Source organism: Phytohabitans rumicis (assembly GCF_011764445.1).
Taxonomy (GTDB): domain Bacteria; phylum Actinomycetota; class Actinomycetes; order Mycobacteriales; family Micromonosporaceae; genus Phytohabitans; species Phytohabitans rumicis.
Window position 1 is genome coordinate 6,727,659 of the sequence record NZ_BLPG01000001.1, and the last position, 24,491, is coordinate 6,752,149.

A 24,491-nucleotide genomic window follows, 5' to 3' on the forward strand; every position below is an offset into this window, starting at 1 on the left:
GCATGCCTATCTCTGCCGATTTTCGGACGGAGAGTGATGGCTGCGCGGTTGGCCCCTGCCGTCGCGACCACCCACATTCCGGGGTGCTCTCAAGGGGTGAACATGATCGGACCGGTGCTTCCGTCGGCGGGCGCGCTACGCCCCTTGGGCCTCGACCAGGTGCGGCTCAGCGGCGGCTTCTGGGGCGAGCGGCAGGAGCGCAACGCGAACGCGACGATCCCGCACGCGCACGAGTGGCTGGACAAGACCGGTTGGCTGGGCAACTTCCGGCTCGCCGCCGCGGGCGAGTTGGCGCCGCATCGCCGCCGCGGGCGGGAGTTCTCCGACTCCGAGGTCTACAAGCTCGCCGAGGCGATGGCGTGGGAGAACGGTCGTGGCGGCAGCGCGCCGATCGATGAGCTGTCCACTGTGGTCGCGGCGGCGCAGGAGCCGGGCGGGTACCTGAACACGGTGTTCGGCCGGCCCGGACAGGAGCCGCGCTACTCGGACCTGGTGTGGGGGCACGAGCTGTACTGCTACGGCCACCTCATCCAGGCGGGCGTGGCCCGGCTGCGCACCGGCGTAGAGGACGCGCTGACGGCGACGGCGATCCGGGCCGCCGACCACGTGTGCGTGGAGTTCGGCGCGGCCGGCCGGCAGACCCTGTGCGGGCATCCGGAGATCGAGATGGCGCTGGTGGAGTTGTACCGCGTCACCGGTTCGTCGCGCTACCTCGACCAGGCCCGGCTCTTCGTCGACCGGCGCGGGCAGGCCACCCTGCCCGACATCGAGCTGGGCCGGACGTACTACCAGGACGACATTCCGATCCGGGAGCGCACGGCGTTCGCGGGGCACGCGGTGCGCGCCCTGTACCTGGCCAGCGGCGCGGTCGACGTGGCCGTGGAGACCGGGGACGACAAGTTGCTCGCCGCCGTCGTACGGCAGTGGGAGCGGACGGTCGCGACCCGGACGTACCTCACCGGCGGCATGGGCTCGCGGCACGAGGGTGAGGCGTTCGGCGACGACTTCGAGCTGCCCGCCGACCGGGCGTACGTGGAGACGTGCGCGGCGGTCGCGTCGGTGATGCTGTCCTGGCGGCTGCTGCTGGCCACCGGCGAGGCGCGCTTCGCCGACTTGGCCGAGCGCACGCTCTACAACGTGGTGGCCACCTCGACGTCGCTGGACGGCCGGGCGTTCTTCTACGCCAACCCCTTGCAGCAGCGCAGCGCCGGCTCGGCTCTCGACCCGACCAAGCCGTGGCCGCGGGCCACGTCGAGCGAACGGGCGCCGTGGCGCGACGTCTCGTGCTGCCCGACCAACGTGGCGCGCACGCTCGCGTCGCTGGGCGGCTACGTCGCGACCGCCGACCACCACGGCCTTCAGCTCCACCAGTACGCCGGCGGCACGGTGCGCGACGGCGAGACCGAGCTGGCCGTCACGACCGACTACCCGTGGCAGGGGTCGGTCGTCGTGCGGGTGGATCGGACCGGCGAGCGGCCGTGGCGGCTCTCGCTGCGCGTACCGGCGTGGGCCGGCGAGGCGACGCTGGTGACGCCCGAGGGCGTCGAGCGGGTCGGGCCGGGCTACGCGGTCGTGTCCCGCACCTGGCGCCCCGGCGACCAGGTACGGCTGGAGCTGCCGGTCGCGCCACGGTGGACCGCCGCGGATCCGCGCATCGACGCGGTGCGGGGCTGCGTGGCGGTGGAGCGTGGCCCGCTCGTGTACTGCGCCGAGTCGGTCGACCACGACTCGGTGCTGGCGCTGGATGTGGTCAATGTGGACCGTTCGGCGCCGGTGACCGAGCGCCCGCTGCCGGCGCTCGGCCGGGACGTCGTCGCGCTCGACATCCCGGCGCCCACCACTGCCGCGGCCGGCAACGGCTGGCCGTACGGATCGATCAACGCCGAAGAGTCAGAGCCGGGCAACCTCACCCTCGTCCCCTACCACCTGTGGGCGAACCGCGGGCCCGTCACGATGCGGGTCTGGCTCCCACTGGATAGGAGGTAGCGCATGTCCCCGTCTCGCCGAACCGTCCTGCGCACGGGGGTCGCAGGCGCCGCCGTGGCGGCCGGGATCACCGCGATCCCGGCGGCACCGGCCGCGGCCGCCCTACCAGACACCGGGGTTTCCGTGTACCCGTTCCCGCTTTCCGCCGTCACCCTGCTGTCCGGCCCGTTCCAGGCCAACATGGGGCGCACCCACAGCTATCTCAGCTTCCTGGACGCCGACCGGCTGCTGCACATGTTCCGGCTCAACGTCGGCCTGCCGTCGTCGGCCGCGGCGATGGGTGGCTGGGAGTCGCCCACCACCGAGCTGCGCGGCCACTCGCTGGGCCACGTGCTGACCGCGCTGGCCCAGGGGTACGCGAACGCCGGCCCCGCCGCGTTCAAGACCAAGGGCGACTACCTGGTCGCCGAGCTGGCCAAGTGCCAGGACCGGGCCACCACCGCCGGGTTCAACACCGGTTACCTGTCGGCGTACCCGGAGAGCTTCATCGACCGGGTCGAGGCGCGGCAGTCGGTGTGGGCGCCGTACTACACCCTGCACAAGATCATGGCGGGCCTGCTCGACATGCACCTGCTGGCCGGCAACGCCCAGGCGCTGACCGTGCTGACCCGGATGGCGGCGTGGGTGAAGTTCCGCAACGACCGGCTGACGCTGACCCAGCGCCAGAACATGCTGGACACCGAGTTCGGCGGGATGAACGAGACGCTGACCAACCTCTACCAGCTCACCGGCGACGCCAACCACCTGGCGACCGCGCAGTACTTCGACCACGCCGAGGTCTTCGACCCGCTGGCGTCCAACGTGGACGCTCTCAACAACTACCACGCCAACACGCAGATCCCGAAGGTGCTCGGCGCGATCCGCGAATACCACGCCACCGGCACCACCCGCTACCGCGACATCGCCGTCAACTTCTGGGACATCGTGGTCGGCCGGCACTCGTACGCGATCGGCGGCAACTCCAACGGCGAGTACTTCAAGGCGCCGAACCGGATCGCCAGCGAGCTGTCCGACACGACGTGTGAGTGCTGCAACTCGTACAACATGCTGAAGCTGACCCGGCAGCTCTTCTTCACCAACCCGGCGCGCGCCGACTACATGGACTACTACGAGAAGGCGCTCTACAACCACATCCTCGGCGCGCAGGACCCGAGCTCGTCGCACGGCTTCCACTGCTACTACGTGCCGATGCGGCCGGGCGGCATCAAGACGTACAGCAACGACTACAACAACTGGACCTGCTGCCACGGCACCGGCATGGAGAGCAACACCAAGTACGTGGACAGCATCTACTTCCACTCGGGGATGACCTGTACGTCAACCTCTTCATCCCCTCGGTGCTCATCTGGCCCGGCCGGGGCATCACCGTACGGCAGGAGACGGCGTACCCGGAGGCGACCACCACCCGGCTCACCATCACCGGCTCGGGGACGTTCACGCTGCGGCTGCGGATTCCATCGTGGACCAGTGGCGCGCAGATCCGGGTCAACGGCGTGGTCCAGAGCGTCACGGTCACGCCCGGGACGTACGCGGTCGTGAGCCGCGCCTGGGCCTCCGGCGACGCGGTCGACGTGAGCCTGCCGATGGCGCTGACCCGGGAGTCCACTCCGGACAACGCCGCGGTGCAGGCCGTGAAGTACGGCCCGATCGTGCTGTCCGGCGCGTACGGCACCAACAACCTGTCGACGATGCCCACGCTCAACCCGTCGACGATCGCCGCCACCGCGACCCCGTTGCAGTTCACCGCGACCGCCAGCACCGGCGCGGTCACCCTGCTGCCGTTCTACAAGATGCACGGCCAGCGCTACACGGTCTACTGGAACGTCAACACCACGCCGCCCCCGCCGCCGTTCGTGGCGCACTACCGCTTCGACGAGACGTCGGGCACCGCGGCGGCGGACGCGACCGGCAACGGCCGTACGGCCACCTTGGCTGGCGGTGCCGGCTGGATCACCGGCCGCACCGGCAACGCGGTCGATCTCACCGGTTCGACCGCGCACGTGTCGTTGCCGGCGGGCATCCTCGCCGGTGCCACCGCGTGCAGCGTCGCCACCTGGGTCCGGTTGGACACGATCACCAACTGGACCCGGGTGTTCGACCTCGGCTCCGGCACCAGCACGAACATGTTCTTCACCCCGCGCAGCAGCGCGGGCACCGCGCGGTTCGCCATCACCACCGCCGGGTCGGGTGGCGAACAGCGCATCAACGCCCCTTCGGCGCTGCCCACCGGCGCGTGGACGCACGTCGCGGTCACGCTGTCCGGCGCCCTCGGCATCCTGTACGTCAACGGCGTCGAGGTCGCCCGCAACGCGGCGCTGACCCTGCGCCCCGCCGACCTGGGCAGCACCACCCAGAACTGGATCGGCCGCTCCCAGTACGGAGGAGATCCGTACCTGGACGGCGCGGTGGACGGCTTCCGGCTCTACAGCCGGGTGCTTTCCGCGGCCGAGGTGGCCGATCTCCACTCCACCGGACAGTAAAGGAAGGAGGACCTCACCCCCATGGTCCCCGGCTGGTGGCTCCGACCTGCGCCCGGCTAGTCGGGCCACCAGCCGGCCCTTCCCGCTACCGCTACTTCTCGTAAACCCCCAGCGCGTCGTACACGTGCCAGGAACCGCTGGTCTTGTCGATGGTCAGCACGTTCTCGCCGGCCACCAGGGCGGCCTTCGGCAGCGCCAGTTCGACGTACGACGGCTTGAGTGGCGAGCCGGGGAGCGCGGCATCGCCCTCCAAGGAACCCCGCGTGGCGCCCTTCTCCAGCGCCACCTCCCGCACGGTCGTCCCGTTCAGGCCCAGCACCGCGGTGCCCGGGAGCGTGGCGTGCGTGTCGATGAGCCAGATCGCCAGCCACACCTCGCCCGCGGGTACGGCGTCCACAGTGAACCGGAACGTGAACCGGTGCGCCTTGCGCCCGGCCCAGGCGTCGGACGGCCCGGGATGGATGTACGACCAGTCCACGCCCGGCGCGTCCACGCCGTACGTGTAGTCCACGCCGGTGCCGAACCGCGCGGTGAACTGGGCGCTGAGGTTCGGTGCGAGCGCGAACTCCAGGCTCTTGTGGTCCAACGTGCCCACCGTCGCGATCGGGCGGCCGGAGACGGTGACGGACTCGGCGCTGGTGCCCACCACGGCGCGGGTGGGCCGGCTCCGGTCGCCGGCCGCGTCGACGGTGACCACCCGGTAGTGGAACGTCCGCGCCCGCCCGCCGAGCTTGCCGTGGACGAAGGTGGCGTAGACCGTCTTGCCCAGCAGGCTCTCCGGCCCGCCCGGCTCGGAAACGTAGACCGCGTAGTGGTCCACGAGCGGCCGGTACGCCTCGCCCTCCCAGGACAGCAGGATGCGGCCCAGCTCGCCGGTCGTACGCAGCCGGCGTACAGAAGCTGGCATGCTCACACCTCTCGGTTCAGGGCCGGGCGGCCGGCTTCGGTGACGAAGCGGGCCGCGGTGGTGACCGGTGCGCCGGGCCGCGTGACGTACGGCAGCGTCTTGAACTCGCTGGTCAGCGCCGTGGGCGTCATCCGGCAGCTGAGGTAGCCGCGGCGCGCGTTGTAGAGCTTCACGTGCGGGTTGGCCAGCCACAGTGGACCGAAGCTGTCCGTGTCCGCGCCGTCGCCGTCGGAGCCGATCGAGCCGCCGACCAGCTCGACGCCCATCGTGGCCGAGGCCGGGTCGCGCCAGTCGGTCTTCAGCTCGGCCGCGACGTGCCGGTGGATGTCGCCGCTGAGCACGACCGGGGTGGCCGGCGACTGGCGCAGCGCGGCGAAGAGCCGGTCGCGGCAGGCCGGGAAGCCGTCCCACATGTCGTTGCTGTACAGCTCGCCGGGGCCGGTGTCCCGGTCGATCTGGGCCATGACGACCCCGGTGGCCAAGACGTTCCAGGTGGCCTGCGAGCGGCGTACGCCGTCGAACAGCCACTTCTCCTGGCGGGCTCCGAGGATCGTGCGGCTCGGGTCGTGCCGTTCCGGGGAGTTGTCGACGACCGCGCCGGCCGGGTACGGGTCGCGGTGCTGCCGGTTGTCCAGCACGTTGAAGTCCGCCAGCCGGCCCCAGCGCAGCCGGTGGTGGAGCGCCAGGTGTGGACCGTCCGGAAGGGACACCGCGCGCAGTGGCAGGTTCTCGTAGAAGGCGCGGTACGCCACCGCCCGCCGGCGCAGGAAGTCGGCCGGCGGGATGCCGGTCTCGGACCACTCGTCGGCGTAGTTGTTCTGCACCTCGTGGTCGTCCGTGGTGATGACCCATGGCACGGAGGCGTGGACGGCCTGCAGGTGGGGGTCGGTCTTGAAGAGCGCGTAGCGCAGCCGGTACTGCTCCAGCGTGACGGTCTCGACGCCGTGCTCAGCGGCCGGCATCGGCACACCCTGCCGCCACAGGTTGGTGGCGGTGATGCCGTACTCGTAGATGTAGTCGCCGAGGAAGAACAGGACGTCCAGGTCCTCCTTGGCCATGTGCTCGTACGCCGTGAAGTGGCCGTGGTACCAGGCTTGGCAGGACGCGGTGGTGAAGCGCAGCTCGTCCGGCATCGCGTACGGCGCGGGCGCGGTCTTCGTCCGCCCGACCGGGCTCAGCTCCGTGCCGGCCCGGAAGCGGTAGAAGTACTCCCGGCCGGGGCGTAGCCCGCAAACCTCGACGTGCACGGAGTGGGCCAGCTCGGGCGTGGCGAGCGCGTGTCCGCGCGCCGCGATCCGGGCGAAGCCTTCGTCCTCGGCGACCTCGTACGCCACCGTGAACGGCCGGCGGGGCATGCCACCGTGGCCGTCCGCGGCGAGCGGCTCGGGCGCGAGGCGGGTCCAGAGCACCACGCCGTCGGGATGCGGGTCGCCGGAGGCGACACCGAGAGTGAACGGGTTCGCGGGCACACGGCCGTCGTATCCGGCGGCGGCCGGATGGCCGGAGCCGAGGACGACGGCGGCGGTGCTGACACCGCTCAGGGCGAGAAAGGATCGGCGATCGATGGTGGCCACCTCACTTCCGAAGGAACCTTTCATAAGTAGCGTGCATTAAGCTTCCGGGTGCGGTTGGCGATGTCAAGGGGTGCGCGGGTGTCTGAAGGTCAACTTCACCGGGGTGACCCCTCGGTGCTGCGCCGGCTTAACTCGGCCGCCACCCTGCGGGCGCTGCGCGGGGCCGGCGAGCCGACGCTGACCGAGCTGGCCCAGCGGACCGGGCTGTCCCGGCCGACCACCGAGGCCGTACTCGCGGAACTGGCCGTCCGCGGCCTGGCGGAGGAGGTGGCACCGCTGGTCGGGCAGCGGCTGGGGCGGCCAGCGCGGCGATATCGCTTCCGCGCGGAGGCCGGCCTCGCGCTCGGCATCGAGATCGACGCGCACCGGACGGTGCTCTTCCTGTCCGACCTGGACGGTCGGACGGTGGCCAGCCACCGCGCGGAGCTGGATCCGGCGGGGGCCCGAGCCGAGCGCCTGGCGGCGGTCCGCGCGGCGGTGCGGGCGTGCCTGCGCGAGGCCGGCGCCACCCACGCGGAGCTGTGGGCCGTCGCGGCCGGCACCCCCGGCGTGGTCGACCCCGAGGGCCGGGTCACCTCGTGCACGGTCGTGCCGGACTGGGCCGGCGTCGACCTGGCCCGCGAGCTCGGCCGGTCGTTCGCCTGCCCGGTGCTGGTGGAGAACGACGCCAACCTCGCCGCCGTGGCCGAGCGCTGGCGGGGCGTCGCCGTCGACGTCGACGACGTCGTGTACGTGCTCGCCGGCCTGCACACGGGCGCGGGCGCCATCATCGGCGGGCAGCTGCGGCGCGGTCGCTGGGGCGCCGCCGGCGAGGTCGGCGTGCTGCCCGAGCTGGGCTGGCGGGACACCGCCGCGGCGCTCGCCGGCCGGCGCGGGGTCGACCTCGAAGGGGCCGCGGCGAAGGTCCTGGCCGCGGCCGACGCCGGCGACGCGCAGGCCCGGGAGCGGGTGGCCGCGCTGGCCGCGCGCATGGCGCGAGGCGTGGCCGCGCTCGTCCTGGCGATGGACCCGGAGATGGTCGTCGTGGGCGGCGCGCTCACCCTCGCCGGCGGTGCTCTTGTCGAGGAGGTACGCCGGCAGGTGCGCCCGCTGTGCCTGAGCCCGACCCGGATCGAGGCGTCGACCCTGAGTGACGAGTCAGTCGCGCTGGGCGCCGTACGGCTGGCCCTGGACCGGATCGAGGCGGACCTGCTCCGAACCCACTCTCCGTGATCAAGGCGTCCTTCAAGTCGTTATAACGACTTGAAGGACGCCTTGATCACGGGTGGGTGAGGTGGTGGTGTGACGATTTCCGGCGGTGGAGCGCTGTTTCGGTATGGACCACTACCTGAACCCCGCGTACGCCCACCGCGATCCGCCGGCGCCGTCGCTTCCGGTCCATCCGCCGGCGGCGCAGCCGGTGCTGGTGACCGCCGCGCATCCGGCGGTGGTGCCGGGTCGCCCGCCCGTGGCGCCCGCGCTGGCGATCGCCGGGGCGATGGTCATGCTGGTCGCGCTGATGGGGCTCGCCCTGGTCGCGGTCGCCACCGTCCTGGCCCGCCCCTGAGGGCGGTGATCAGGGACCAGCTTTCGCGACGCGCCGGGACACGCCAGAGCCGTTCCCTGATCATCCGTGGGGGGTGGGGGCGGCTAGGCGCGTAGCCAGGTCGGCGCGGGTTTCTAGGAACCATGCCTGGCGGCCGCGGTTGGTCTCGCGGACGAAGTCGCGCAGGGCGTTGCTGGCGGCGACGTGCGCGGAGATATCGCCGATGACCGCCAGGCGGAGCCGGTAGTTGACGAGCTTCTGGAGGAACTCCCCGGCGACGCCCGAGCTCAGCGTGAAGAACTCGGGGGCGAGCCGCTCGGCCGGCACGACCAGGAACTCGGCGTCGTGCTCGAAGGCGGCCGCGACAAGCTCCATGGCGTCGCGCACCGGCGGCCCGTCGGGCGCGAACGCGAAAACGCGCACGCCGTGGACTTCGTCAAGCGTCCAGGAGGTCATGCCTGCCCATGCTACGGCGGTAGGGGCAGCCCCCGTACCGGTTTTCCGGCTGGCCGGATGGGCCGCCGTCGCGATCTTTCCTAGCGTCTGTCGCATGGGGACATTCACGCGAAGGGGAGTACTGGGAGCCGGCGCCGTCGTGGTGACCGGCGTGGCCGCACCACTGGTGGCCGCCGCGGCGGACGGCCGTACGCCGGCGCCGGTCGGGTCCGTGCTGGTCCGGCCCGGCGATCCGCGCTACGCCGACCTGGTCCGGCGGGGCAACCGGCGGTTCGTCGGCAGGCCGGACCACGTACGCGTGGTGAGCACGACCGAGCAGGTCGTGCACGCGGTGCAGGAGGCCGTCGACACCGGGCGCCGGGTCGCCGTGCGCAGCGGCGGACACTGCTTCGAGAACTTCGTCGACGATCCCGCCGTCAAGGTGGTCATCGACACGTCCTTTATGGACGGGGTGTACTACGACGCCGGCCGGCGCGCGTACGCCGTGGAGGCCGGCGCGACGCTGGGCGAGGTGTACCGCCGGCTCTATCTGAGCTGGGGCGTGACCGTGCCGGCCGGGGCATGTCCCGGGGTCGGCGCGGGCGGCCACATCGTCGGCGGCGGCTTCGGCCCGCTGGGCCGGCTCCACGGCCTCTCGGTCGACCACCTGTACGGCGTCGAAGTCGTCGTCGTGGACCGGTCGGGCCGGGCGCGGGCCGTCGTGGCCACCCGGGAGCCGGACGATCCGCACCGGGACCTGTGGTGGGCGCACACCGGCGGTGGTGGCGGCAACTTCGGCGTGGTGACCCGGTACTGGTTCCGCGACCTGCCGCCGGCGCCTGACTCGGTACTCAGCTTCACGGTCACCTGGCGACCGGAGGCGCTGACCGGGTTGGCGCGCGGCTTCGGCGCCTGGTGCGAGCGGCACAGCGCGTCCGGCTCGCCCTACGCCCGGGTGTACGCGGAGATGGTCCTGCGCCGCAGTCCGGGCCCGCACCTGCTGGCCGGTCAGGTGGCGGGTGGGCCGGACGCCGAGCGGCTGGCCGACGACTTCATCGCCGCGCTCGCCCGCGTGGCCGGTGCGCCGCAGAGCCGTACCCAGGAAATGACGCCGTGGTTGGCGTCGGTGCGGCAGCCCGGCGGCGACGACGGCAAGCAATGGCGGCTGAAGGTGAAATCGGCGTACCTGCGGCGGTCGCTTTCCGGCGCGCAGCTCGCCGCCGCCCAGCGGCACCTGACCTGCGGCGACTACGACAACCCGGGCGGCTCGCTGAGTCTGAACACGCACGGCGGCCGGATCAACGCCGTACCCCCGGAGGCGTCGGCCACCGCGCACCGCGACGCGGTGATGAAGGCGTTCTATCTGGTGGCCTGGTCGGACCCGGCGGAGGACGACCGGCACGTGGCGTGGATCCGCGAGTTCTACCGGGACATGTACGCGGACACCGGGGGCGTTCCGGTCGCGGACGGGGCGTACATCAACTATCCGGACACGGACCTGGCCGATCCGGCGTGGAACGCGTCCGGCGTGCCCTGGCACGCCCTCTACTACGGGGACAACTACGCGCGGCTGCGCCGGGTGAAGGCCCGGTGGGATCCACGGGACGTCTTCCGGCACGCGCTCGCCATCCGGGCATAGTGCCTGAACTGTTGTACTTCTGAAATGTCGGGCTTATCCTGATCGCAGGCCGTGACCCGGGATACACGCCGTTCCAGACAGGTGGACCCCGGAGGGGGCGTGCCATGACATTCGTCCAGATCGTTGACTGTAAGACCGATCGGGTGGACGACGTGAACCGTCTGCTCGATCAATGGGTCGAGGCGACCCAGGGCAAGCGGACGGCGACTCACTCGATCGTCGGGAAGGACCGGAAAGACGCGCACCACGTGGTCGAAATCGTCGAGTTCCCGTCGTACGAGGAGGCGATGCGCAACTCGAACCTTCCCGAGACGAACCGCATCTTCGAGGAGATGGTGGCGCTGTGCGACGCACCGCCGACGTTCACCGATCTCGACGTGGTCCGGGACGAACAGCTCAACAAGGCCACGGCCCGGCGGTTCTTCGAGATGGCCAGCAAAGGCGAGCTCGCCCGGCTCGGTGACCTGCTGACGGACGACTACCACGACCACGACGCCACCAACGAGGAGGATGTGCGCGGGGTCGACGGGGCGCGGGTGGAAATCGAGATGTACCGCAACGCGTTCCGCGGCTTCAAGTTCACAGTGGAGGATCAGCTCGCGGAGGGCGACAAGGTCATCACGCGGTGGACGTGGCGGGGCACGCACAGCGGGGAGTTCCTGGGCATCGCACCCACCAAGAAGAAGGTGGAGATGACCGGCATGACGATCCACCGGATGCACGAGGGGAAGATCCAGGAAGGCTGGTGGAACTTCGACTTCCTTGGGGCCTTGCGGCAGGTCGGCGCGGTCAACATGTAAGGGGGTAGCCCTGCCGTAGGGCTGGAGCCGCGGCTGGTTCGGCCGCGGCTCCACACGTGCGGGGTTAGGCGTACGGGCGGCTGGTCCGGCTCGCGTGGCGGGCCACGAGGTCGGGCTCGGCCGTGTGGCGGCCGGCCCCCCAGCCATCCCCACCGGCCCAGGCCGGTTCCGGTTCCGCGGTTCGGGCCGCCGGGGCGAGGCCCAGGCCGTCCACGCCGAGCGGCCGGTCGGCGCGGAGCGGGAGCTCGCTGGCCGGCGGGTCCGCGTCGGCGTCCTGGCGCGCCGGCCACTGCCGCCAGCGGCCCACGCTCACCACACCCAACAGGAGCAACGCGCCGAGCAGCAAGGCGGTCCCGGTCCGCAGCGGGGTGGTCGGGTCGGCGTCCCGGCCGGCGATGGTCACACTGCTCGGGAACGCGTCGAGCACGCCGTCCGGATTCGCTACGGCGGCCAGGTAGCTGCCCGCGTAGGCCAGCCCGGCGACGAACGCGCCGAGCGGTGAGAACCGCAGCGTCGCCAGGAGACCGAGCAGGAGCCCCGCCGCGGCGAGGCACACCGCGGGGCGGACGAGGTCTCCGGTGCCCTCCGGGCTCAACGCCCGGATCGACCGTTCCTGACCGAATGCCAGGAGCAGCCAGGCCAGGGGAGCGATGACGAGCGCCGCGATCAAGGTCCAGAGGTGTCGCATGGCCGACACGCTAATGCGGCCAACATGCGACAAACCACAGTGTCGACCTACATTTCACGATTGATGCGGAGTCAACCGCGCGGGTGTAACGCCGAGGGCAGCTGCGACGCCACCGCACCGGTACGCGCCATGCGGTGCCAGCGCAGCCGGCCGCCGAGCAGCGCCATCACCGTCGACTGGATGACGACCAGGTACATCAGTTGCCGGTACACGATCTGCTGCAGTGGCAGGCTCCACAGTGGACCAAAACGCTCCCGGTCCAGGTGCAGCGCGTACCCGGCGGTGAGCACCTGGACGAGCGTGAACCCGGCCCACACCGCCGCCACCTTGCCCAGCGGCAGGAAGAGCACGCCGTACACGCCGTACACGTCGACCATGCACGCGGTCAGCGGCAGCAGGACCTGAAAGAGCAGCAGGTACGTCAGGCCGCGGCGACCCAGCCGGCCGGCGGGACCGGACTGCACCAGCGCCCGCCGGTGCTTCCAGGTGGCCTGCATCGTGCCGTAGCACCAGCGGTAGCGCTGGCGCCACAGTTGCCGCAGCGATGCGGGCGCCTCGGTCCAGGCGACCGCGTCCGGCGCGTACAGGATCCGCCAGCCGGCCCGGATCAGCGCCATCGTGAAGTCGGTGTCCTCGGCGAGGGTGTCCGCCGGCACGCCGCCGACGTCCACGACAGCGGCCCGCCGGAAGGCGCCGATCGCGCCGGGGACGGTGGGCATGCAGCGGGCCACGTCGAACATCCGGCGGTCGAGGTTGAACCCGATGACGTACTCCAGATGCTGCCAGCGGCCGAGCAGGCCGCGCCGGTTGGCCACCTTGGTGTTGCCGGACACCGCACCCACGTCGGGCTCGCGCAACGGCTGCACCAGCCGGCCCACCGCGTCCGGCTCGAAGACGGTGTCGCCGTCCACCAGTACGAGGATGTCGCCGCGCGCGTGCGCGATCCCGGTGTTGAGCGCGGCCGGCTTGCCGGCGTTGGCCTGGCGGATGACGGATACGCCGGGCAGGCGCAGGCGTTCGACGATGTCCGCGGTGCCGTCGGAGGAGCCGTCGTCGACGACGATGACCTCCAGTTGCGGGTAGTCGCTGGCCACCAGCGACCGTACGGTGGCCGCGATGTTGGCCGACTCGTTGTACGCCGGCACGACGACCGTCACCGGGCCGAGGAAGCGCAACGGCTCGCGGGCGCGGCGGCGTACCCGGCGCAGGTGGATCCGCGCGCAGATTAGCTGGATGGCCAGGCGCAGCGCGGCGAGCACCACCGCGACGAGCATGAGCGCGGTCAGCGCGCGGGCCAGCCACCCGCTGCCCGCCTGGGCCCAACGCAGGGCGTGGCCGCGCAGCCGCTGGCCGGTCGGCGCCGCCGCGGCGGCCGGCAGGCCCAACGCCGCGGAGACCGTCGTGAAGCGGTACCCCTGGGCCTGCAACCGCGGGATCAACGCGTCCAGCGCGGCGACGGTCTGGGCGCGGTTCCCGCCGGAGTCGTGCATCATGACGACGGCGCCGCGCCCCTTCGCCGGCTGGGCGGCGGCGATGATCGCGGCCACCCCGGGGCGCCGCCAGTCCTCGGTGTCGCGGTCGGCCAGCACGATGAGGTGGCCGGCGGCGGCCGCCTGGCGCAGCGCCGTGAAGTCGGCGCCGGTGACCGCGTCGGGCTCCGACGAGTACGGCGGCCGCACCAGCACCGGCACCCGTCCGGTGGCCGCGGCGATGGCGTTGTTGCTGAGGGTCAGCTCGATCCCGCGCCGCCATGCCGGGATGCTGGTCAGATCTGCGTGGGTGAACGTGTGCGCGCCGATCTCGTGCCCCTCGGACAGCACGCGGCGGGCGATGTCCGGATGCTCGTTGACCGCCGAACCCACCTGGAAGAAGGTGGCGTGCGCGCCGTACCGGGCGAGCACGTCGAGGATCTTCGGCGTCCACTGTGGATCGGGACCGTCGTCGAACGTGAGCGCGATCGTCCTGTCCGGCATCGACCGGCTGGTGACCGCGCCGTCGGTGCCGATCCGCAGGACCGGCCCGCCGTCGGTCAGCGCCGCCGGCACCGAGCCACCCGCCGGCGGGACCGGTGCGGGGCCGCTGCCTTCCGCGCCGACGTGCGACACGTACCCGTTGAAGCACAGGCCGGCGAGCAGGACCACCATGAAGACGCACAGCAGCAGCCAGTGGGCGGCGGGCTCCCGCAGCCGTACGTGTTTGGCGGACATCGCCTACGCCTTTTTGGACGGCTTGTTGCCCGGCGTGTGGGTGGGCACCCGGCGGTGGTTGGACCTGCTGGGGCTCGGCGTGACGGCGGCGACTGACGGAGACTCTACTGTGGACGGTATCGGCAACCCCGGACGCGGCGCCTGAGCGGGGGTGGTCGGCGTGCCCGACGGTCTGGGCGGCGACACGGCTTCCCGTGCGTCACCGCCGGCCGGCAGCGGAAGCGTGGGCAGGTGCCCCGGTCCCGTACCGGTGAAGCCGGCCACCAGCACGAGAGCGGCCAGCGCCAGCAGGACTCCCGCGGCCGCGCCGGCCAGCGCGAAGAGGCGCCGGCGGCGGCCCGTACCGTCGACGAAGACCGGATCGGCGTGCACGGCCTCGCCTAGCCCTTCCTGTGCGGGGTCGGGCTGGGTTTGGGATGGTCCTTGCCGCCGCCCGTGGTGCGTTCCGGCTTCTGGGCCAGCAGCGGGGCGCAGAAGGCTCCAATGTGGTCGGCGCCGCCAGCGGCCGCGGCCAGATCGCGGAACGCCTCGGCGGCCATCGGCTTGGCCTTCGGGTTCTTCTGGATCGCCTCCCACGCACGGCACAGCCCGAGCACGGCCGGGCTGGTGGGGGCGAGGGTGCGGCCGTGGTTGGTGGGACTCGGGTCCGGGGCCGGCGCGGTCGTGGAGCGGTCGACCCGGGGAGCGCTGGTGGCCGGGGGCGGTGCCCCGCCCGAGGTGAACGGGTTGGTCGGCAGGTTGCCGGTCTCCGCCGCCAGCGCCGTACCGCCGACCAGCAGGACGGCCACGCCGGCGGCGAGCTTGACGCCGAGCGGGCGGAGCAGGCGGGAACGGCGCCGGGCGGGCGCGTCCGGGTACCGGCCGGCCTCCTCGAACGCCGCCACGGCCGCGTGCAGGCCAGCCAGTTCGTGTGGCCGCGGCGGCGCGGTCGCGGCGGCGAGGAGGTAGCTGAGTTCGGGGTAGGCGGAGCCGCTCGGGGCGGCGTCGAGCAGTCGCTCGGCCTCGCGCGGCCCGATCCGGGGCTTCCGTGACGTACGCATGGCGTTGAAGAATGCGTCTCGGCGTCCCATCGCGTTACACCCCCTCCGGGCGCGGGGAGTTCAGGCCCAGCGACGGCCGGGCCGCGTCCCGGCGGGCCCGCACCTCGGCGTGCTCGGCCAGCCGCCGCAGGCCGCGCATCGCGGCGATGCGCACCGCCCCCGGCCGCTTGCCGAGCACCTTCGCGGTCTGCGCCACATCCAGCCCCGCCACCACGCGCAGCGTCACCGCCTCGGCCTGGTCCTTGGGCAGCGAGGCGATGACGGCGAGTGCCCAGTCGGTCTCGGACCGTTGGATCACGTCGTGGGCGATGTCCGGCTGGACGGCGAACACATCCCGGTCGGACAGGTCGCGCGGCTCCTCCGGCCGGCGCCGGGCGCGCCGCCGCTCGTCGATGGCGCGGTTCCGGGCGATCGTGAAGAGCCACACCCGGAACACGTGTGGCGGGCCGGAGAAGCGGCGCAGGTCGCGGGCCGCCTGCAGCCAGGTTTCGGAGGCCACATCCTCGGCGGCCTCGCCTACGATCACCCGCAGATACCGCAGCAGGGCCGGTTGCAGGGCTCGCCAGAGTACGGCGAAGGCCGCGGAGTCGCCCTGGATGGCGGCGGTCAGGGCACTCGCGAGTTCCTCGTCGTTCAGATGCATCGAGGGAGCAGGCTACACCCGCTTCCACCAGGGTAAATGTCGGCCAAGTTGAGCGTGGCCCGCTCAGGTTCCGTGGTACCGCGTTACTCGAAATCGGACAACGGAGAGAAGAGCGTCCGTTCGTTCGCGACGTGCATCCCTTCGCCCAGAGGGTCCATCCGTTCCCCGGTCGCGGGGCCCGCCGGTGCTCTGGTGCGATCGTGCTCCGGAGCGTGGCCGGGGCGGTCCCGGCGGTCGGCTCGTCGACCGCTGCCCCGGCCCTTCCGTGGTGTAACGCCACAGGGCGGCCCGGCGCCTGACTCCTTATGCGCGACGAACTGAGCTTCGCTTTCCGCACGGGTGAGGTCGTGGGCGGCCGCTACCGGCTGGAACGGCAGCTCGGACGCGGCGCGACGGCCAGCGTGTGGCAGGCCCGGGACGAGCGGCTTGATCGTGCGGCCGCGCTGAAGGTGCTCGACCCGGCCTGGCAAACCGATCCGGTGGCGCTGGAACGCCTCCGCCGGGAGGCGCGCTCCGTCGCCAGTCTCGCCCACCATAACCTCGTCGGGGTGTACGACGTGGACGTCGACAACGACGTCGCGTACCTGGCGATGGAACTGGTCGAGGGCGACGGCCTCAACCGCCTGATCGCCATGCACCGCCGGCTGCCGGTGGAGCGTGCCGCCGCGATCGCCGCCCAGGTCTGCGACGCCCTCGGCGCCGCACACCAGGCCGGGGTGGTGCACCGGGACATCAAGCCCGCCAACATCCTCGTCGAGCCCGATGGGACCGCGAAGGTGTGCGACTTCGGCATCGCGGTGCTGCACCGGACCGCCACCCAGTCCGCTCTCACCGCCGCCGGCATGGTGGTGGGCAGCTACCTGTTCATGGCGCCGGAGCAGGCCCTCGGCGGCCCGATCGACGCCCGCACCGACCTGTACGCGGTCGGCTGCGTGCTGTACGCGATGCTGACCGGCGCCGCGCCGTTCAACGCGGACAGCCCGCTGGACGTCCTCGACCTGCACCTGGAAGAGCCCGCGGTGCCGCTGCGCGCGCACCGGGACGACATCCCGACGGCGCTCGACGAACTCGTCCGCGAGCTGCTGGCCAAGGACCCCGTCGACCGGCCCACCAGCGCCTGGGAGGTCCGGGACCGGCTGCGCGCGATCGCCGGGCAGCCCGAGATCCCGGACGTGCCCACCGTTGTCCCCGCCGACGTACCCACCGAGCTCCTTCCTTCGGGCGTTCCTTCGGGCGGGCGGCACCGCGCCGGCGGGCCTGTCACCGAGCAGGCCCTGAGCTGGCTGCGGCACTGGCTGTCCGGCTGGGTGATCCTGCTGCTGGTGGGCGCCGTCGTCAGCCTCGTGGCCGCGACCGCCGTCCTGTCGAGCCGCGGCGACGAGCCGGCCGCGGTTACCAACCAGCCGACCACGTTCGTGCCCCTGGCGCCGACGGGCGTCGCCGAGCTGGGCACCCCCAGCCCGTCGCCGTCGCCGTCCGCCCCGACCACGCCGCCCCGGCAGGTGACACCGATCGAGCGGATCGGCACGCTCGCCGCCGTCGTCCAGGAGCAGGCCGACAGCGGCCAACTCACCGCCAAGGCCGCACGAGAGCTGATCAGGAAGCTCAACCAGGTCGCCCGCCACGTCCGCGCCGGAAACGCCGAGCAGGCGGCGGACGCATTCGGCGATTTCACCGATCGGGTACGCGAACTGCGCGCCAACGGCACGCTGACAGTGGCCGGCTACGCGGCGCTACCCGACCTCGACGCGATCGCCGCGTCCCTACACGCCATCTAGCCCGCGCCGCCGTCCCCGCGCCGCCGTCCCCGCGCCGCCGTCCCCGCGCCGCCGTCCCCGCGCCGATCAAGGGCGAATGGTCGTGGATTGATCTCTGAACCGCGACCATTCGCCCTTGATCGACGCAGAAGTCCTTGATCGGCGGGGTCGGCGTGCGGGGCCGCGGGATAGCGTGCTCAGCACGGTAGCCCGATTTCTGCGGTGATCATGAAGTTGGCGTCCGGGCAAGCGCTCTCCCCAACGCTAACCTCATGATCACCGCAGGCTGGCGTCGATCTCCCCGCCCCTATCAGGACTTGCGGTGTGAGTGGGGCGCCCTACTCACGCGGGACTACCCAAGCGGGGCCCTGCCGGGGCGCGCCGCAACGAACACCTGTACGCGGCCGCCCGATGCTAGAGGTCCTCGTTCGTCCGGATCATTGCGCGGAGCTGGCGACCTTTTGGCGTCAAGGCCCATCCCTGTGTGTCGACCCGCTCCAACAGACCCTCGGCGGCGAACTTCTCTAGAACCAGGCGGATCTGGTCAGGGCGGTAGCCGGAGATCCGCGCGATGGTGCCGGTGGCCGGTGGCGCATCGGTACCCACTGGAAAGGACTCCAGCACCGCGTGCTCGATGGATGGCAGCACCGCGGCCGGGACCGATGTCTTGGCACGGGCCGAGGTCCGCAGCCGGCCGGGCTTCCCGTCGGCACTGAGCAGATCCCGCTCGAAGTCGTCGAGCAACCGGAGCACCGCTCTGTTCAGGTACACGCGGTTGCGCTTGCCCAGGCTGACCTGCGTGACGATGCCGATCGCTTCCAACCGTTCGATGACCTCGGTGGCGGCTGTAGTCGAGCATCGGAGCTCGTCGCGCAGGGACACCATGGTGAACACCGGCGTGATGGTGGTCTGCTCGCACGCCCGCCAGAGGTGCGAGTCGGGCCGTGCGTCTGACTCGAACCGCCAGCGCGTGATCATGGTGGCCAGCCGCTCCTCGAACTGCGCGGCGCCGTCGATCGCGAGCCGGGCTGCTGAGGCGAACGTGCCACACCACTGGTCGATCCGGCCCTCCCGGAAGTCGACCAGCCCTTCGATGTAGTGGTCTCCGTAAGCCGCGAGGACGAGGCTGACCGGCACGAGCATCCGGGATGCCAGCCGCCGGCGTGCCAGTACGGTGTGGATCAGGCAGCGCCCGACCCGACCGTTTCCGTCGATGAACGGGTGGATCGTCTCGAACTGGGCGTGCACGATCGCGGCCTGGGCAAGGGTGGGCACGTCGTCACGATTGATGAAGGCGACCAGGTCGCGCATGAGCGGCTCGACGTACGCGGGTGGCGGCGGGATGTAGGCCGCGTCGCGCGGGCTATCGCTCCGTCCGCCGATCCAGTTCTGCCGAGCGCGGAACTCGCCGGCGAACCGTCCCGTCGCGCGATCCTCCCGCATCAGGAGCTCGTGCATGCTCTTGATGTCGTCGATCGTGAGATCGCGGTCGGCGGCTCCTGTTTCGATCGCCTGCCGCATGGCGTCGATGTTGGCCAGCACCTGGCGGGCCGTCTCACCGGCGTGCTCGGGAGCGAAGGCGGCCTCGGCGAGCCTGCGCTGGCTGCACTCCAGCCCTTCGATGCGGCTGGACGCCACCGACTCGCTGCGCAGGAGCAGCCGAGCGAGGGTCTCCATGGCCACCAGATGGCGGCCGTGATCGGCCACCGCGATAGCGGCCTCCGCGTCCGCGATGTCCGCGGCCGTCGCCGCGCTGAACATCAGGCCGTCTGCGTCAAGGGCATCGGGGATGTATGCGCGATACGTGAAGCCCTGGCGGGCGCGACGCCCTCCCGGCGCGGCCAGATCGGGCGCCCAGGCAGCCTCTTCCCAGCGACCCACCTCCCCAATATATCACGGAAACGGAGATCAACAAGTGATATGGCTCCGTCACATGTACCCGAGCTCCCGCATGCTTTCCGTGTAGTTCCCCATGAGCTGCTGGACCGAGTGGTCGTTGCCGCCACCGAAGACCTGAATCTCGAAGTCCGCCACGATCGCGGTGGCCTGCGTGTTGAGCGTGAGCGTCTCCTCCTCCGCGACGATCTTCATCAGCTCGTCCAGCTCGCCGTCGACGATCATGAAACCGCCCTGCCGGCCGGTGAGCGAAAAGAACTCGCGGTGGCTGTGCACCCGACCCTGCTTGGCCAGTTCCTCGAACCGATTGACCGCCTTGCCGAATACGTCGAGCCCCTTGGCCTCACGACCGGGAATGTTCTCGCCCCAACGGACCAGGATTGCGCCGTACATGATGCCCTCCAACCGGTTGCGTGGTGCGCTGACCACCTCACCGTATGACCGACGCCGGGCTACCCGCTGGGCTTGGCCGAAACCGGCAGGGGGCTACCGGGTCAGGCGATGGAGCCAGGCGCGGCGACCCATACCGCTGGCTGGCTCGTTACCTTGATGACTTCGTCGAAATCGTGGTCGTAGTGCACCAGTGCGAGGCCACTCAGTTCGGCGGTCGCGGCGAGAAGCAGATCGACGGCACCGGCCGAGCGGTGGGTGCCACGAGCGGTCATGGCGGCCTGGACTTCGGTTGCCCGGCTGAAGACGCGGTCGGGCATGGCGATCCATGTGAAGGTGGCGCTGAGTAGTTCCAGCCATTCCTCGCGGTCGGCTTTGGACCGTGCGCTGTGCAGAAGCTCGAGTTCGGTGATCGGACACATGCCCATAACGCCCGCGGTGATCTGTGGCTGCCACCGGGCGCGGACGTCGGGATCGCGCAGTAGCCGAACCACGGCGCTGGTGTCGACCAGGAAGCGGGCCGGGGTCATGCGCGGTATGTGGTCTTGTCTAACAGTTGGTCGAACGCGCCGGCCTCTCCGAGCTCCGCGAGGCGAGCTAGGGCCTTTGCCCGTCGCAGCTGGTTGGCTGTCTCGCGCAGCGCGGTGTTGATGGTGTCCTTCTTCGTCTTGGTGCCGAGCAGTGCCGACGCCTCTGCAAGGGCGTCATCGTCGACATCGATAAGTACCTTCGTCACGGCTGACCACCCCTGTATATACCGGCTGCCTGCTGAGTATATCTCATGGTGGCGGTCACCAGCCGCGGGCGTGCCAGTCCGGTAGCGACGGGCGTTCGGCGCCCAGGGTGGAGTCCTTGCCGTGGCCGGGGTAGAACCACGTCTCGTCGAGGAGCCGGTCGAAGAGCTTCGTCGAGACGTCGTGGAGGAGTGACGCGAAGTCTGCGGCGTTCCCGCGCGTGTTGCCGACGCCGCCGGGGAAGAGGGAGTCGCCGGTGAACAGGTGCGCGGTGCCGGCCGGGTCGCGGTACAGCAGGGCGATCGAGCCGGGTGTGTGGCCGACCAGGTGGATGACCTCCAGCTCGCAGGCGCCGACGCGTACGGAGTCTCCATCGTGGACGGTGTCGCACGGCACGGGCAGCTCGCCGGCGTCGGCGGGGTGTGCTACCGGGCGGGCGCCCGACGCGGCCACCACTTCTTCCAGGGCCACCCAGTGGTCCATGTGCCGGTGTGTGGTGACCACAGTGGACAGACCATCATCGCCGATCAGCGAGAGCAGCCGGGGTGCCTCGTTGGCGGCGTCGATGAGCAGTTGCTCGCCGGTGGTCGCGCAGCGCAGGAGGTACGCGTTGTTGTCCATCGGGCCGACGGACATCTTGGTGATGGTGAGCGCGTCGAGTGCCCGTACGTCGGGCGGGCCGCCGGGCGTCACGTCTCCGGTGTACGGCACGGTCACATCCAGGCCGGGAGAGTCGGGAGTGGACCGTCGGGGGTGACCCGCAGGTCCTTGCCCGGCGACCGGCCGGCCAGCCAGGCAGCGATGGCGTGCGCCGGGCCGGTGACGACCGGTGCGGCCGAGGCTGAGCCGATCACCAGGTCGTGGCCCAGCCCGTCCGGCCGCAGCACCAGGTCGGGGGAGTCCAGGTCGTTGACCACCTCGCGGAGCAGGTGCTGGCTGAACGCCTCGGGCCAGTCCGCCGGGGTGTAGCCGGCGTCCAGGTCCACGTGGTGCACCTCGACCTCGCGCAGCCGGTCCCACACGAGCTTGGCCGCGGTCGCCTTACGGCCGCCGGACTTCTCGACGGAGACCGCCCAGGCCGGGGCGGGCAGCTCGGCGGCGGCCGACGCGAAGCGGGCCACCGCGGTGCGCAGGTCGTCGAGCTGGGCCGCCGATGGGCGGGCGGCGCCGGCTTCGATGTCGGCGTTCCGGGCCTCGGCGCTGGCGTACGCGGGGGTGCGCTCGCCGGTCCGCGCCCAGCGCAGCAGGTTGACGTACGCGTCGGCGTTGCGCGCGATGTGGGTCAGCACGTGTCCGCGGGTCCAGCCGGGCAGCAGGGAGGGGCCGGCCACGGCGGCGTCGTCGAGCGCGGCGGCCGAACGCAGGACGCGGTCGGTGGCGCGGTCGAGTTCGGGCAGGAGCACAAGGGGATCAGCCGTCACACCACGACACTACAGAAATGGCTTTCCCCTGGCCGGGTTTGCCCCTACCGTTCGGTACAGACGCGTCAACGAAGGCCCGAGAGAGCCGATAACACAAAGGGTTTCCGATGACGTTAGATCTCGCGTCCCTTGGCTGGGACGCCAGTTACACCATGCCCAATCACGACCATCGCCCCGGACGCGTCGTCCGGGTCGACCGCGGTGTCTGTACGGTGCTGTCCGCCGACGGCACCGTGCGCGCCAGCCTCGCCGGTGCCATCCTGTCGGCCGCCGCCAAGGACCCGGTCAACCTGCCCTGCGCGGGCGACTGGGTGGCGCTGCGGGTCTGGCCCGACGACCGGATCACCATCGAGGCCGTGCTGCCGCGCCGGACCGCCATCGTGCGCCGTACGTCCGGCAAGGATTCGGTGGGCCAGGTCCTCGCGGCCAACCTCGACGCCGCCGCCGTGGTCGAGCCCATGCATCCGTCGCCCGACGCCGGCCGGATCGAGCGCCTTCTGGCACTCACCTGGGAATCCGGTGCACAACCTCTCGTCGTACTCACAAAATGCGATCTCGCGGCGGATCCGGCCGCGGTCGTCGCGGGGCTGGCGCACGTCGCGCCTGGTGTGGAGGTTTTGGCCGTCAGCGCGCAGCGCGGTGACGGGCTGGCCGCGCTGCGGCCGTTCGTGGCGGCGGGGCGCACGCTGGCGCTGCTCGGGCCGTCCGGCGCGGGCAAGTCCTCGCTGGTGAACGCGCTGGCCGGCACCGTCGTAATGGGCACTCAGGCGATCCGGCGGGCGGACGGCAAGGGCCGGCATACGACCACATATCGGGCGCTAATCCCGATACCGGGCGGTGGTGCCGTCCTCGACACGCCGGGCATGCGCGCGGTCGGCCTCCTGGACGCGGAGGAGGGCCTGGGCCGGGCCTTCGCGGACGTGGCCGACCTGGCGGCGGCGTGCCGGTTCGCGGACTGCCGGCACGACGACGAGCCGGGCTGCGCGGTGCGGGCGGCGCTGGAGTCGGGCGACCTGCCGCCGCGGCGCCTGGAGAGCTGGCGCAAGCTTCAGCGGGAGAACGCGTTCGAGAAACGGCGCAGGGAGGCCCGACTGCGGCCTTAGGCGGGGGTGTGCGACCGGCGCATTGCCCGCTGCGCCGGCACCGGCCGCCCGAGGTGAAAACCTTGAGCCAGGGGTACGGCCAGACCCGCGAGCGCCTTGGCTTCGGCGGCACTTTCGACGCCCTCGGCGATGACCTCCGTGACGCCGGCGCCGGCGGCGAGCAGTTGTACGGCTCGGACGACCGTGGCGTCGGGGCCGCCCTCGGCGTCGTGGAGGAGTTCCCGTGCGATCTTGATGCCGTCGACCGGGAGGCGGCGAAGGCTGGCCAGCGACGAGTAGCCGGTGCCGAAGTCGTCGACCAGCACCCGGACGCCCTGGCGGCGCACCTCGGCGAGCTGGGTGCGCGCCCGCTCCGACTCCAGCAGGGCGGTCTCGGTGACCTCGACCCGCAGCCGGTTCGGGCCGACGCCGAAGCGGTTGATCACGGCCATCAGCCGGCGCGCGAACGCCTCGTCGTCGAGCTGGAGCGGGCTGACGTTGACGGACAGCCAGAAGTCCTGCCGGCCGCCGTGCTTGCGGCCGTCGGCGAGGGCGGTCCGCAACACGGCCATGCCCACGTCGTCGATCAGGCCGGAGCGCTCCGCGGCCGGGATGAACTCGGTCGGGGAGACCCAGCCGCGCACCGGATCGAGCCAGCGGGCCAGCGCCTCGTAGCCCACGGTCCGGCGGCCGCGCAGCGCCACGACGGGCTGGTAGTGCACGCCCAGCCGGCCCGCCTCGACGGCGCGCCGCAGGTCGGTGTCCAGGCGTACGCGGGCCCGGGCGGCGGTGAGCAGGTGCTTCTCGAAGAGCGCCACGGCGCCGGGGCCGCGCCGGCTGGCCTCGGCGAGCGCCAGGTCGGCCCGGGTGAAGAGGTCCTCGGCGCAGGCCACCTCGGCGGCGCCGGCCGCACCGGCGGTGACCTGGGCGTACGCGTCGGAGGCCCAGCCGCTGGTGGCGCGCACGAGGTCTTCCAGGCGGTGGTGCACGGTGGCTGGGCCGGCGCCGGGAAGCACGACGGCGAAGGTGCCGTCGGCGTACCTGGCCCAGACCTCACCGGGCTTGAGCTGGGCGGACAGCCGCCGGGCGAGCTGGCTGAGCAGCTCGGCGCCGGTCCCCGGGCCGAGCGAGCAGGTGATCTCGTGATAGCTCTCCACGCCGCAGCGGGCCAGGGCGAACCCGCCCTGACTGTGGTCGAGTAGCGCCGCTACCCGGTCGCGGAGTGCCGTCGCGCTGAGCTCACCTGTCATGTGTTGCCCCCCTTGCTTCGCACCCGCGACCGTACGT

At 71.7% G+C, this 24,491-nt stretch carries 23 protein-coding genes and 1 pseudogene; 9 read left to right on the top strand and 15 right to left on the bottom strand.

Translation table 11 applies throughout. From position 1 onward, the window contains the following. The first annotated feature begins 102 nt into the window (after window positions 1-102). The 3 genes and pseudogenes from Prum_RS30625 (at window position 103) to Prum_RS55245 (ending at window position 4,466) form a co-directional block, all read left to right on the top strand. Window positions 103-1,986: a glycoside hydrolase family 127 protein gene (locus Prum_RS30625; protein ID WP_173079626.1), complete on the top strand. Its 1,884-nt coding sequence runs from the start codon at window positions 103-105 to the stop codon at window positions 1,984-1,986. A gap of 180 nt (window positions 1,987-2,166) precedes the next feature. After that, window positions 2,167-3,204: pseudogene (locus tag Prum_RS49800) on the top strand (beta-L-arabinofuranosidase domain-containing protein); the annotation flags it as partial. A 119-nt stretch (window positions 3,205-3,323) separates the two neighbouring features. Further along, the gene (locus Prum_RS55245) at window positions 3,324-4,466 is read left to right on the top strand and encodes a LamG-like jellyroll fold domain-containing protein (protein ID WP_371871280.1); all 1,143 of its coding nucleotides are present in this window, start codon (window positions 3,324-3,326) and stop codon (window positions 4,464-4,466) included. A 91-nt stretch (window positions 4,467-4,557) separates the two neighbouring features. Here the strand turns inward: Prum_RS55245 and Prum_RS52155 are convergent, their stop codons facing one another. Both Prum_RS52155 and Prum_RS30640 read right to left on the bottom strand, forming a co-directional pair. Further along, complete coding sequence (locus tag Prum_RS52155) at window positions 4,558-5,373, bottom strand: polysaccharide lyase family protein (RefSeq protein ID WP_173079627.1); 816 nt, start codon at window positions 5,371-5,373, stop codon at window positions 4,558-4,560. A gap of 2 nt (window positions 5,374-5,375) precedes the next feature. Continuing rightward, the gene (locus Prum_RS30640; RefSeq protein WP_246278196.1) at window positions 5,376-6,947 is read right to left on the bottom strand and encodes an alkaline phosphatase D family protein; all 1,572 of its coding nucleotides are present in this window, start codon (window positions 6,945-6,947) and stop codon (window positions 5,376-5,378) included. Window positions 6,948-7,061: 114 nt separating this feature from the next. On the opposite strand from Prum_RS30640, the gene Prum_RS30645 reads away from it, so the two are divergent. Continuing rightward, window positions 7,062-8,159, top strand: coding sequence for an ROK family transcriptional regulator (locus Prum_RS30645; RefSeq protein WP_218577405.1), 1,098 nt, complete (start codon window positions 7,062-7,064; stop codon window positions 8,157-8,159). A 103-nt stretch (window positions 8,160-8,262) separates the two neighbouring features. Further along, window positions 8,263-8,493 carry a hypothetical protein gene (locus Prum_RS30650; RefSeq protein ID WP_173079630.1) on the top strand — a complete coding sequence of 77 codons (231 nt, stop codon included), beginning with the start codon at window positions 8,263-8,265 and terminating at the stop codon, window positions 8,491-8,493. A gap of 60 nt (window positions 8,494-8,553) precedes the next feature. Here the strand turns inward: Prum_RS30650 and Prum_RS30655 are convergent, their stop codons facing one another. Further along, window positions 8,554-8,928 carry a DUF4180 domain-containing protein gene (locus Prum_RS30655; protein ID WP_173079631.1) on the bottom strand — a complete coding sequence of 125 codons (375 nt, stop codon included), beginning with the start codon at window positions 8,926-8,928 and terminating at the stop codon, window positions 8,554-8,556. A 94-nt stretch (window positions 8,929-9,022) separates the two neighbouring features. Here Prum_RS30655 and Prum_RS30660 point away from each other — a divergent pair, with 94 nt between their 5' ends. Both Prum_RS30660 and Prum_RS30665 read left to right on the top strand, forming a co-directional pair. After that, window positions 9,023-10,546 (top strand): FAD-binding oxidoreductase, encoded by a 1,524-nt coding sequence (locus tag Prum_RS30660; RefSeq protein WP_173079632.1) that lies wholly within the window; start codon window positions 9,023-9,025, stop codon window positions 10,544-10,546. 152 nt (window positions 10,547-10,698) lie between these two features. Beyond that, window positions 10,699-11,346 carry an ester cyclase gene (locus tag Prum_RS30665; RefSeq protein ID WP_218577406.1) on the top strand — a complete coding sequence of 216 codons (648 nt, stop codon included), beginning with the start codon at window positions 10,699-10,701 and terminating at the stop codon, window positions 11,344-11,346. Window positions 11,347-11,410: 64 nt separating this feature from the next. Here the strand turns inward: Prum_RS30665 and Prum_RS30670 are convergent, their stop codons facing one another. The 5 genes from Prum_RS30670 to Prum_RS30690 all read right to left on the bottom strand — a co-directional run bounded on the left by Prum_RS30670 (window position 11,411) and on the right by Prum_RS30690 (window position 15,924). Further along, window positions 11,411-12,034, bottom strand: a complete 624-nt coding sequence (locus Prum_RS30670; protein WP_178132667.1) for a hypothetical protein — start codon at window positions 12,032-12,034, stop codon at window positions 11,411-11,413. Between the two features lie 71 nt (window positions 12,035-12,105). Beyond that, window positions 12,106-14,241, bottom strand: a complete 2,136-nt coding sequence (locus Prum_RS30675; RefSeq protein WP_173079634.1) for a bifunctional polysaccharide deacetylase/glycosyltransferase family 2 protein — start codon at window positions 14,239-14,241, stop codon at window positions 12,106-12,108. 3 nt (window positions 14,242-14,244) lie between these two features. Continuing rightward, window positions 14,245-14,613, bottom strand: a complete 369-nt coding sequence (locus tag Prum_RS30680; RefSeq protein ID WP_173079635.1) for a hypothetical protein — start codon at window positions 14,611-14,613, stop codon at window positions 14,245-14,247. Window positions 14,614-14,621: 8 nt separating this feature from the next. Next, on the bottom strand, window positions 14,622-15,281 hold the full coding sequence (locus Prum_RS30685; RefSeq protein WP_173079636.1) for a hypothetical protein: 660 nt from the start codon (window positions 15,279-15,281) through the stop codon (window positions 14,622-14,624). 34 nt (window positions 15,282-15,315) lie between these two features. Beyond that, complete coding sequence (locus Prum_RS30690; RefSeq protein ID WP_173079637.1) at window positions 15,316-15,924, bottom strand: RNA polymerase sigma factor; 609 nt, start codon at window positions 15,922-15,924, stop codon at window positions 15,316-15,318. A 305-nt stretch (window positions 15,925-16,229) separates the two neighbouring features. Here Prum_RS30690 and Prum_RS30695 point away from each other — a divergent pair, with 305 nt between their 5' ends. Then, the gene (locus tag Prum_RS30695) at window positions 16,230-17,702 is read left to right on the top strand and encodes a serine/threonine-protein kinase (protein WP_173079638.1); all 1,473 of its coding nucleotides are present in this window, start codon (window positions 16,230-16,232) and stop codon (window positions 17,700-17,702) included. 393 nt (window positions 17,703-18,095) lie between these two features. Here the strand turns inward: Prum_RS30695 and Prum_RS30700 are convergent, their stop codons facing one another. From Prum_RS30700 to Prum_RS30725, 6 genes are all read right to left on the bottom strand, one after another. After that, window positions 18,096-19,562: a Fic family protein gene (locus tag Prum_RS30700; RefSeq protein WP_173079639.1), complete on the bottom strand. Its 1,467-nt coding sequence runs from the start codon at window positions 19,560-19,562 to the stop codon at window positions 18,096-18,098. A gap of 48 nt (window positions 19,563-19,610) precedes the next feature. Continuing rightward, a complete protein-coding gene (locus Prum_RS30705) occupies window positions 19,611-19,970 on the bottom strand; it encodes a hypothetical protein (protein ID WP_173079640.1) in 360 nt (119 codons plus the stop codon). Window positions 19,971-20,071: 101 nt separating this feature from the next. After that, window positions 20,072-20,497, bottom strand: coding sequence for a PIN domain nuclease (locus Prum_RS30710; protein ID WP_173079641.1), 426 nt, complete (start codon window positions 20,495-20,497; stop codon window positions 20,072-20,074). Continuing rightward, a complete protein-coding gene (locus Prum_RS30715; protein ID WP_173079642.1) occupies window positions 20,494-20,703 on the bottom strand; it encodes a type II toxin-antitoxin system VapB family antitoxin in 210 nt (69 codons plus the stop codon). Before Prum_RS30715 ends, Prum_RS30710 begins: the two co-directional genes overlap by 4 nt. Window positions 20,704-20,758: 55 nt before the next feature. Next, a complete protein-coding gene (locus Prum_RS30720; protein ID WP_173079643.1) occupies window positions 20,759-21,412 on the bottom strand; it encodes an MBL fold metallo-hydrolase in 654 nt (217 codons plus the stop codon). A 2-nt stretch (window positions 21,413-21,414) separates the two neighbouring features. Continuing rightward, on the bottom strand, window positions 21,415-22,122 hold the full coding sequence (locus Prum_RS30725; RefSeq protein ID WP_173079644.1) for a maleylpyruvate isomerase family mycothiol-dependent enzyme: 708 nt from the start codon (window positions 22,120-22,122) through the stop codon (window positions 21,415-21,417). A 107-nt stretch (window positions 22,123-22,229) separates the two neighbouring features. Between Prum_RS30725 and rsgA the strand changes: the two genes are divergently transcribed. Continuing rightward, window positions 22,230-23,225: a ribosome small subunit-dependent GTPase A gene (gene rsgA, locus Prum_RS30730; protein ID WP_173079645.1), complete on the top strand. Its 996-nt coding sequence runs from the start codon at window positions 22,230-22,232 to the stop codon at window positions 23,223-23,225. Here the strand turns inward: rsgA and Prum_RS30735 are convergent. Beyond that, the gene (locus Prum_RS30735) at window positions 23,222-24,454 is read right to left on the bottom strand and encodes a bifunctional diguanylate cyclase/phosphodiesterase (protein ID WP_173079646.1); all 1,233 of its coding nucleotides are present in this window, start codon (window positions 24,452-24,454) and stop codon (window positions 23,222-23,224) included. The genes rsgA and Prum_RS30735 overlap by 4 nt on opposite strands. Window positions 24,455-24,491: the final 37 nt, after the last annotated feature.

Excerpts from the sequence above, each read along its gene's own strand:
- Prum_RS30625 (WP_173079626.1), top strand. The coding sequence starts at position 103 with ATGATCGGACCGGTGCTTCCGTCGGCGGGCGCGCTACGCCCCTTGGGC.
- Prum_RS30660 (WP_173079632.1), top strand. The coding sequence starts at position 9,023 with ATGGGGACATTCACGCGAAGGGGAGTACTGGGAGCCGGCGCCGTCGTG.
- rsgA (WP_173079645.1), top strand. The coding sequence starts at position 22,230 with ATGACGTTAGATCTCGCGTCCCTTGGCTGGGACGCCAGTTACACCATG.
- Prum_RS30690 (WP_173079637.1), bottom strand. The coding sequence starts at position 15,924 with ATGCATCTGAACGACGAGGAACTCGCGAGTGCCCTGACCGCCGCCATC.
- Prum_RS30655 (WP_173079631.1), bottom strand. The coding sequence starts at position 8,928 with ATGACCTCCTGGACGCTTGACGAAGTCCACGGCGTGCGCGTTTTCGCG.
- Prum_RS30685 (WP_173079636.1), bottom strand. The coding sequence starts at position 15,281 with ATGCGTACGTCACGGAAGCCCCGGATCGGGCCGCGCGAGGCCGAGCGA.
- Prum_RS52155 (WP_173079627.1), bottom strand. The coding sequence starts at position 5,373 with ATGCCAGCTTCTGTACGCCGGCTGCGTACGACCGGCGAGCTGGGCCGC.
- Prum_RS30675 (WP_173079634.1), bottom strand. The coding sequence starts at position 14,241 with ATGTCCGCCAAACACGTACGGCTGCGGGAGCCCGCCGCCCACTGGCTG.
- Prum_RS30695 (WP_173079638.1), top strand. The coding sequence starts at position 16,230 with ATGCGCGACGAACTGAGCTTCGCTTTCCGCACGGGTGAGGTCGTGGGC.
- Prum_RS30670 (WP_178132667.1), bottom strand. The coding sequence starts at position 12,034 with ATGCGACACCTCTGGACCTTGATCGCGGCGCTCGTCATCGCTCCCCTG.
- Prum_RS30735 (WP_173079646.1), bottom strand. The coding sequence starts at position 24,454 with ATGACAGGTGAGCTCAGCGCGACGGCACTCCGCGACCGGGTAGCGGCG.
- Prum_RS30650 (WP_173079630.1), top strand. The coding sequence starts at position 8,263 with ATGGACCACTACCTGAACCCCGCGTACGCCCACCGCGATCCGCCGGCG.
- Prum_RS30710 (WP_173079641.1), bottom strand. The coding sequence starts at position 20,497 with ATGACCCCGGCCCGCTTCCTGGTCGACACCAGCGCCGTGGTTCGGCTA.
- Prum_RS30705 (WP_173079640.1), bottom strand. The coding sequence starts at position 19,970 with ATGTACGGCGCAATCCTGGTCCGTTGGGGCGAGAACATTCCCGGTCGT.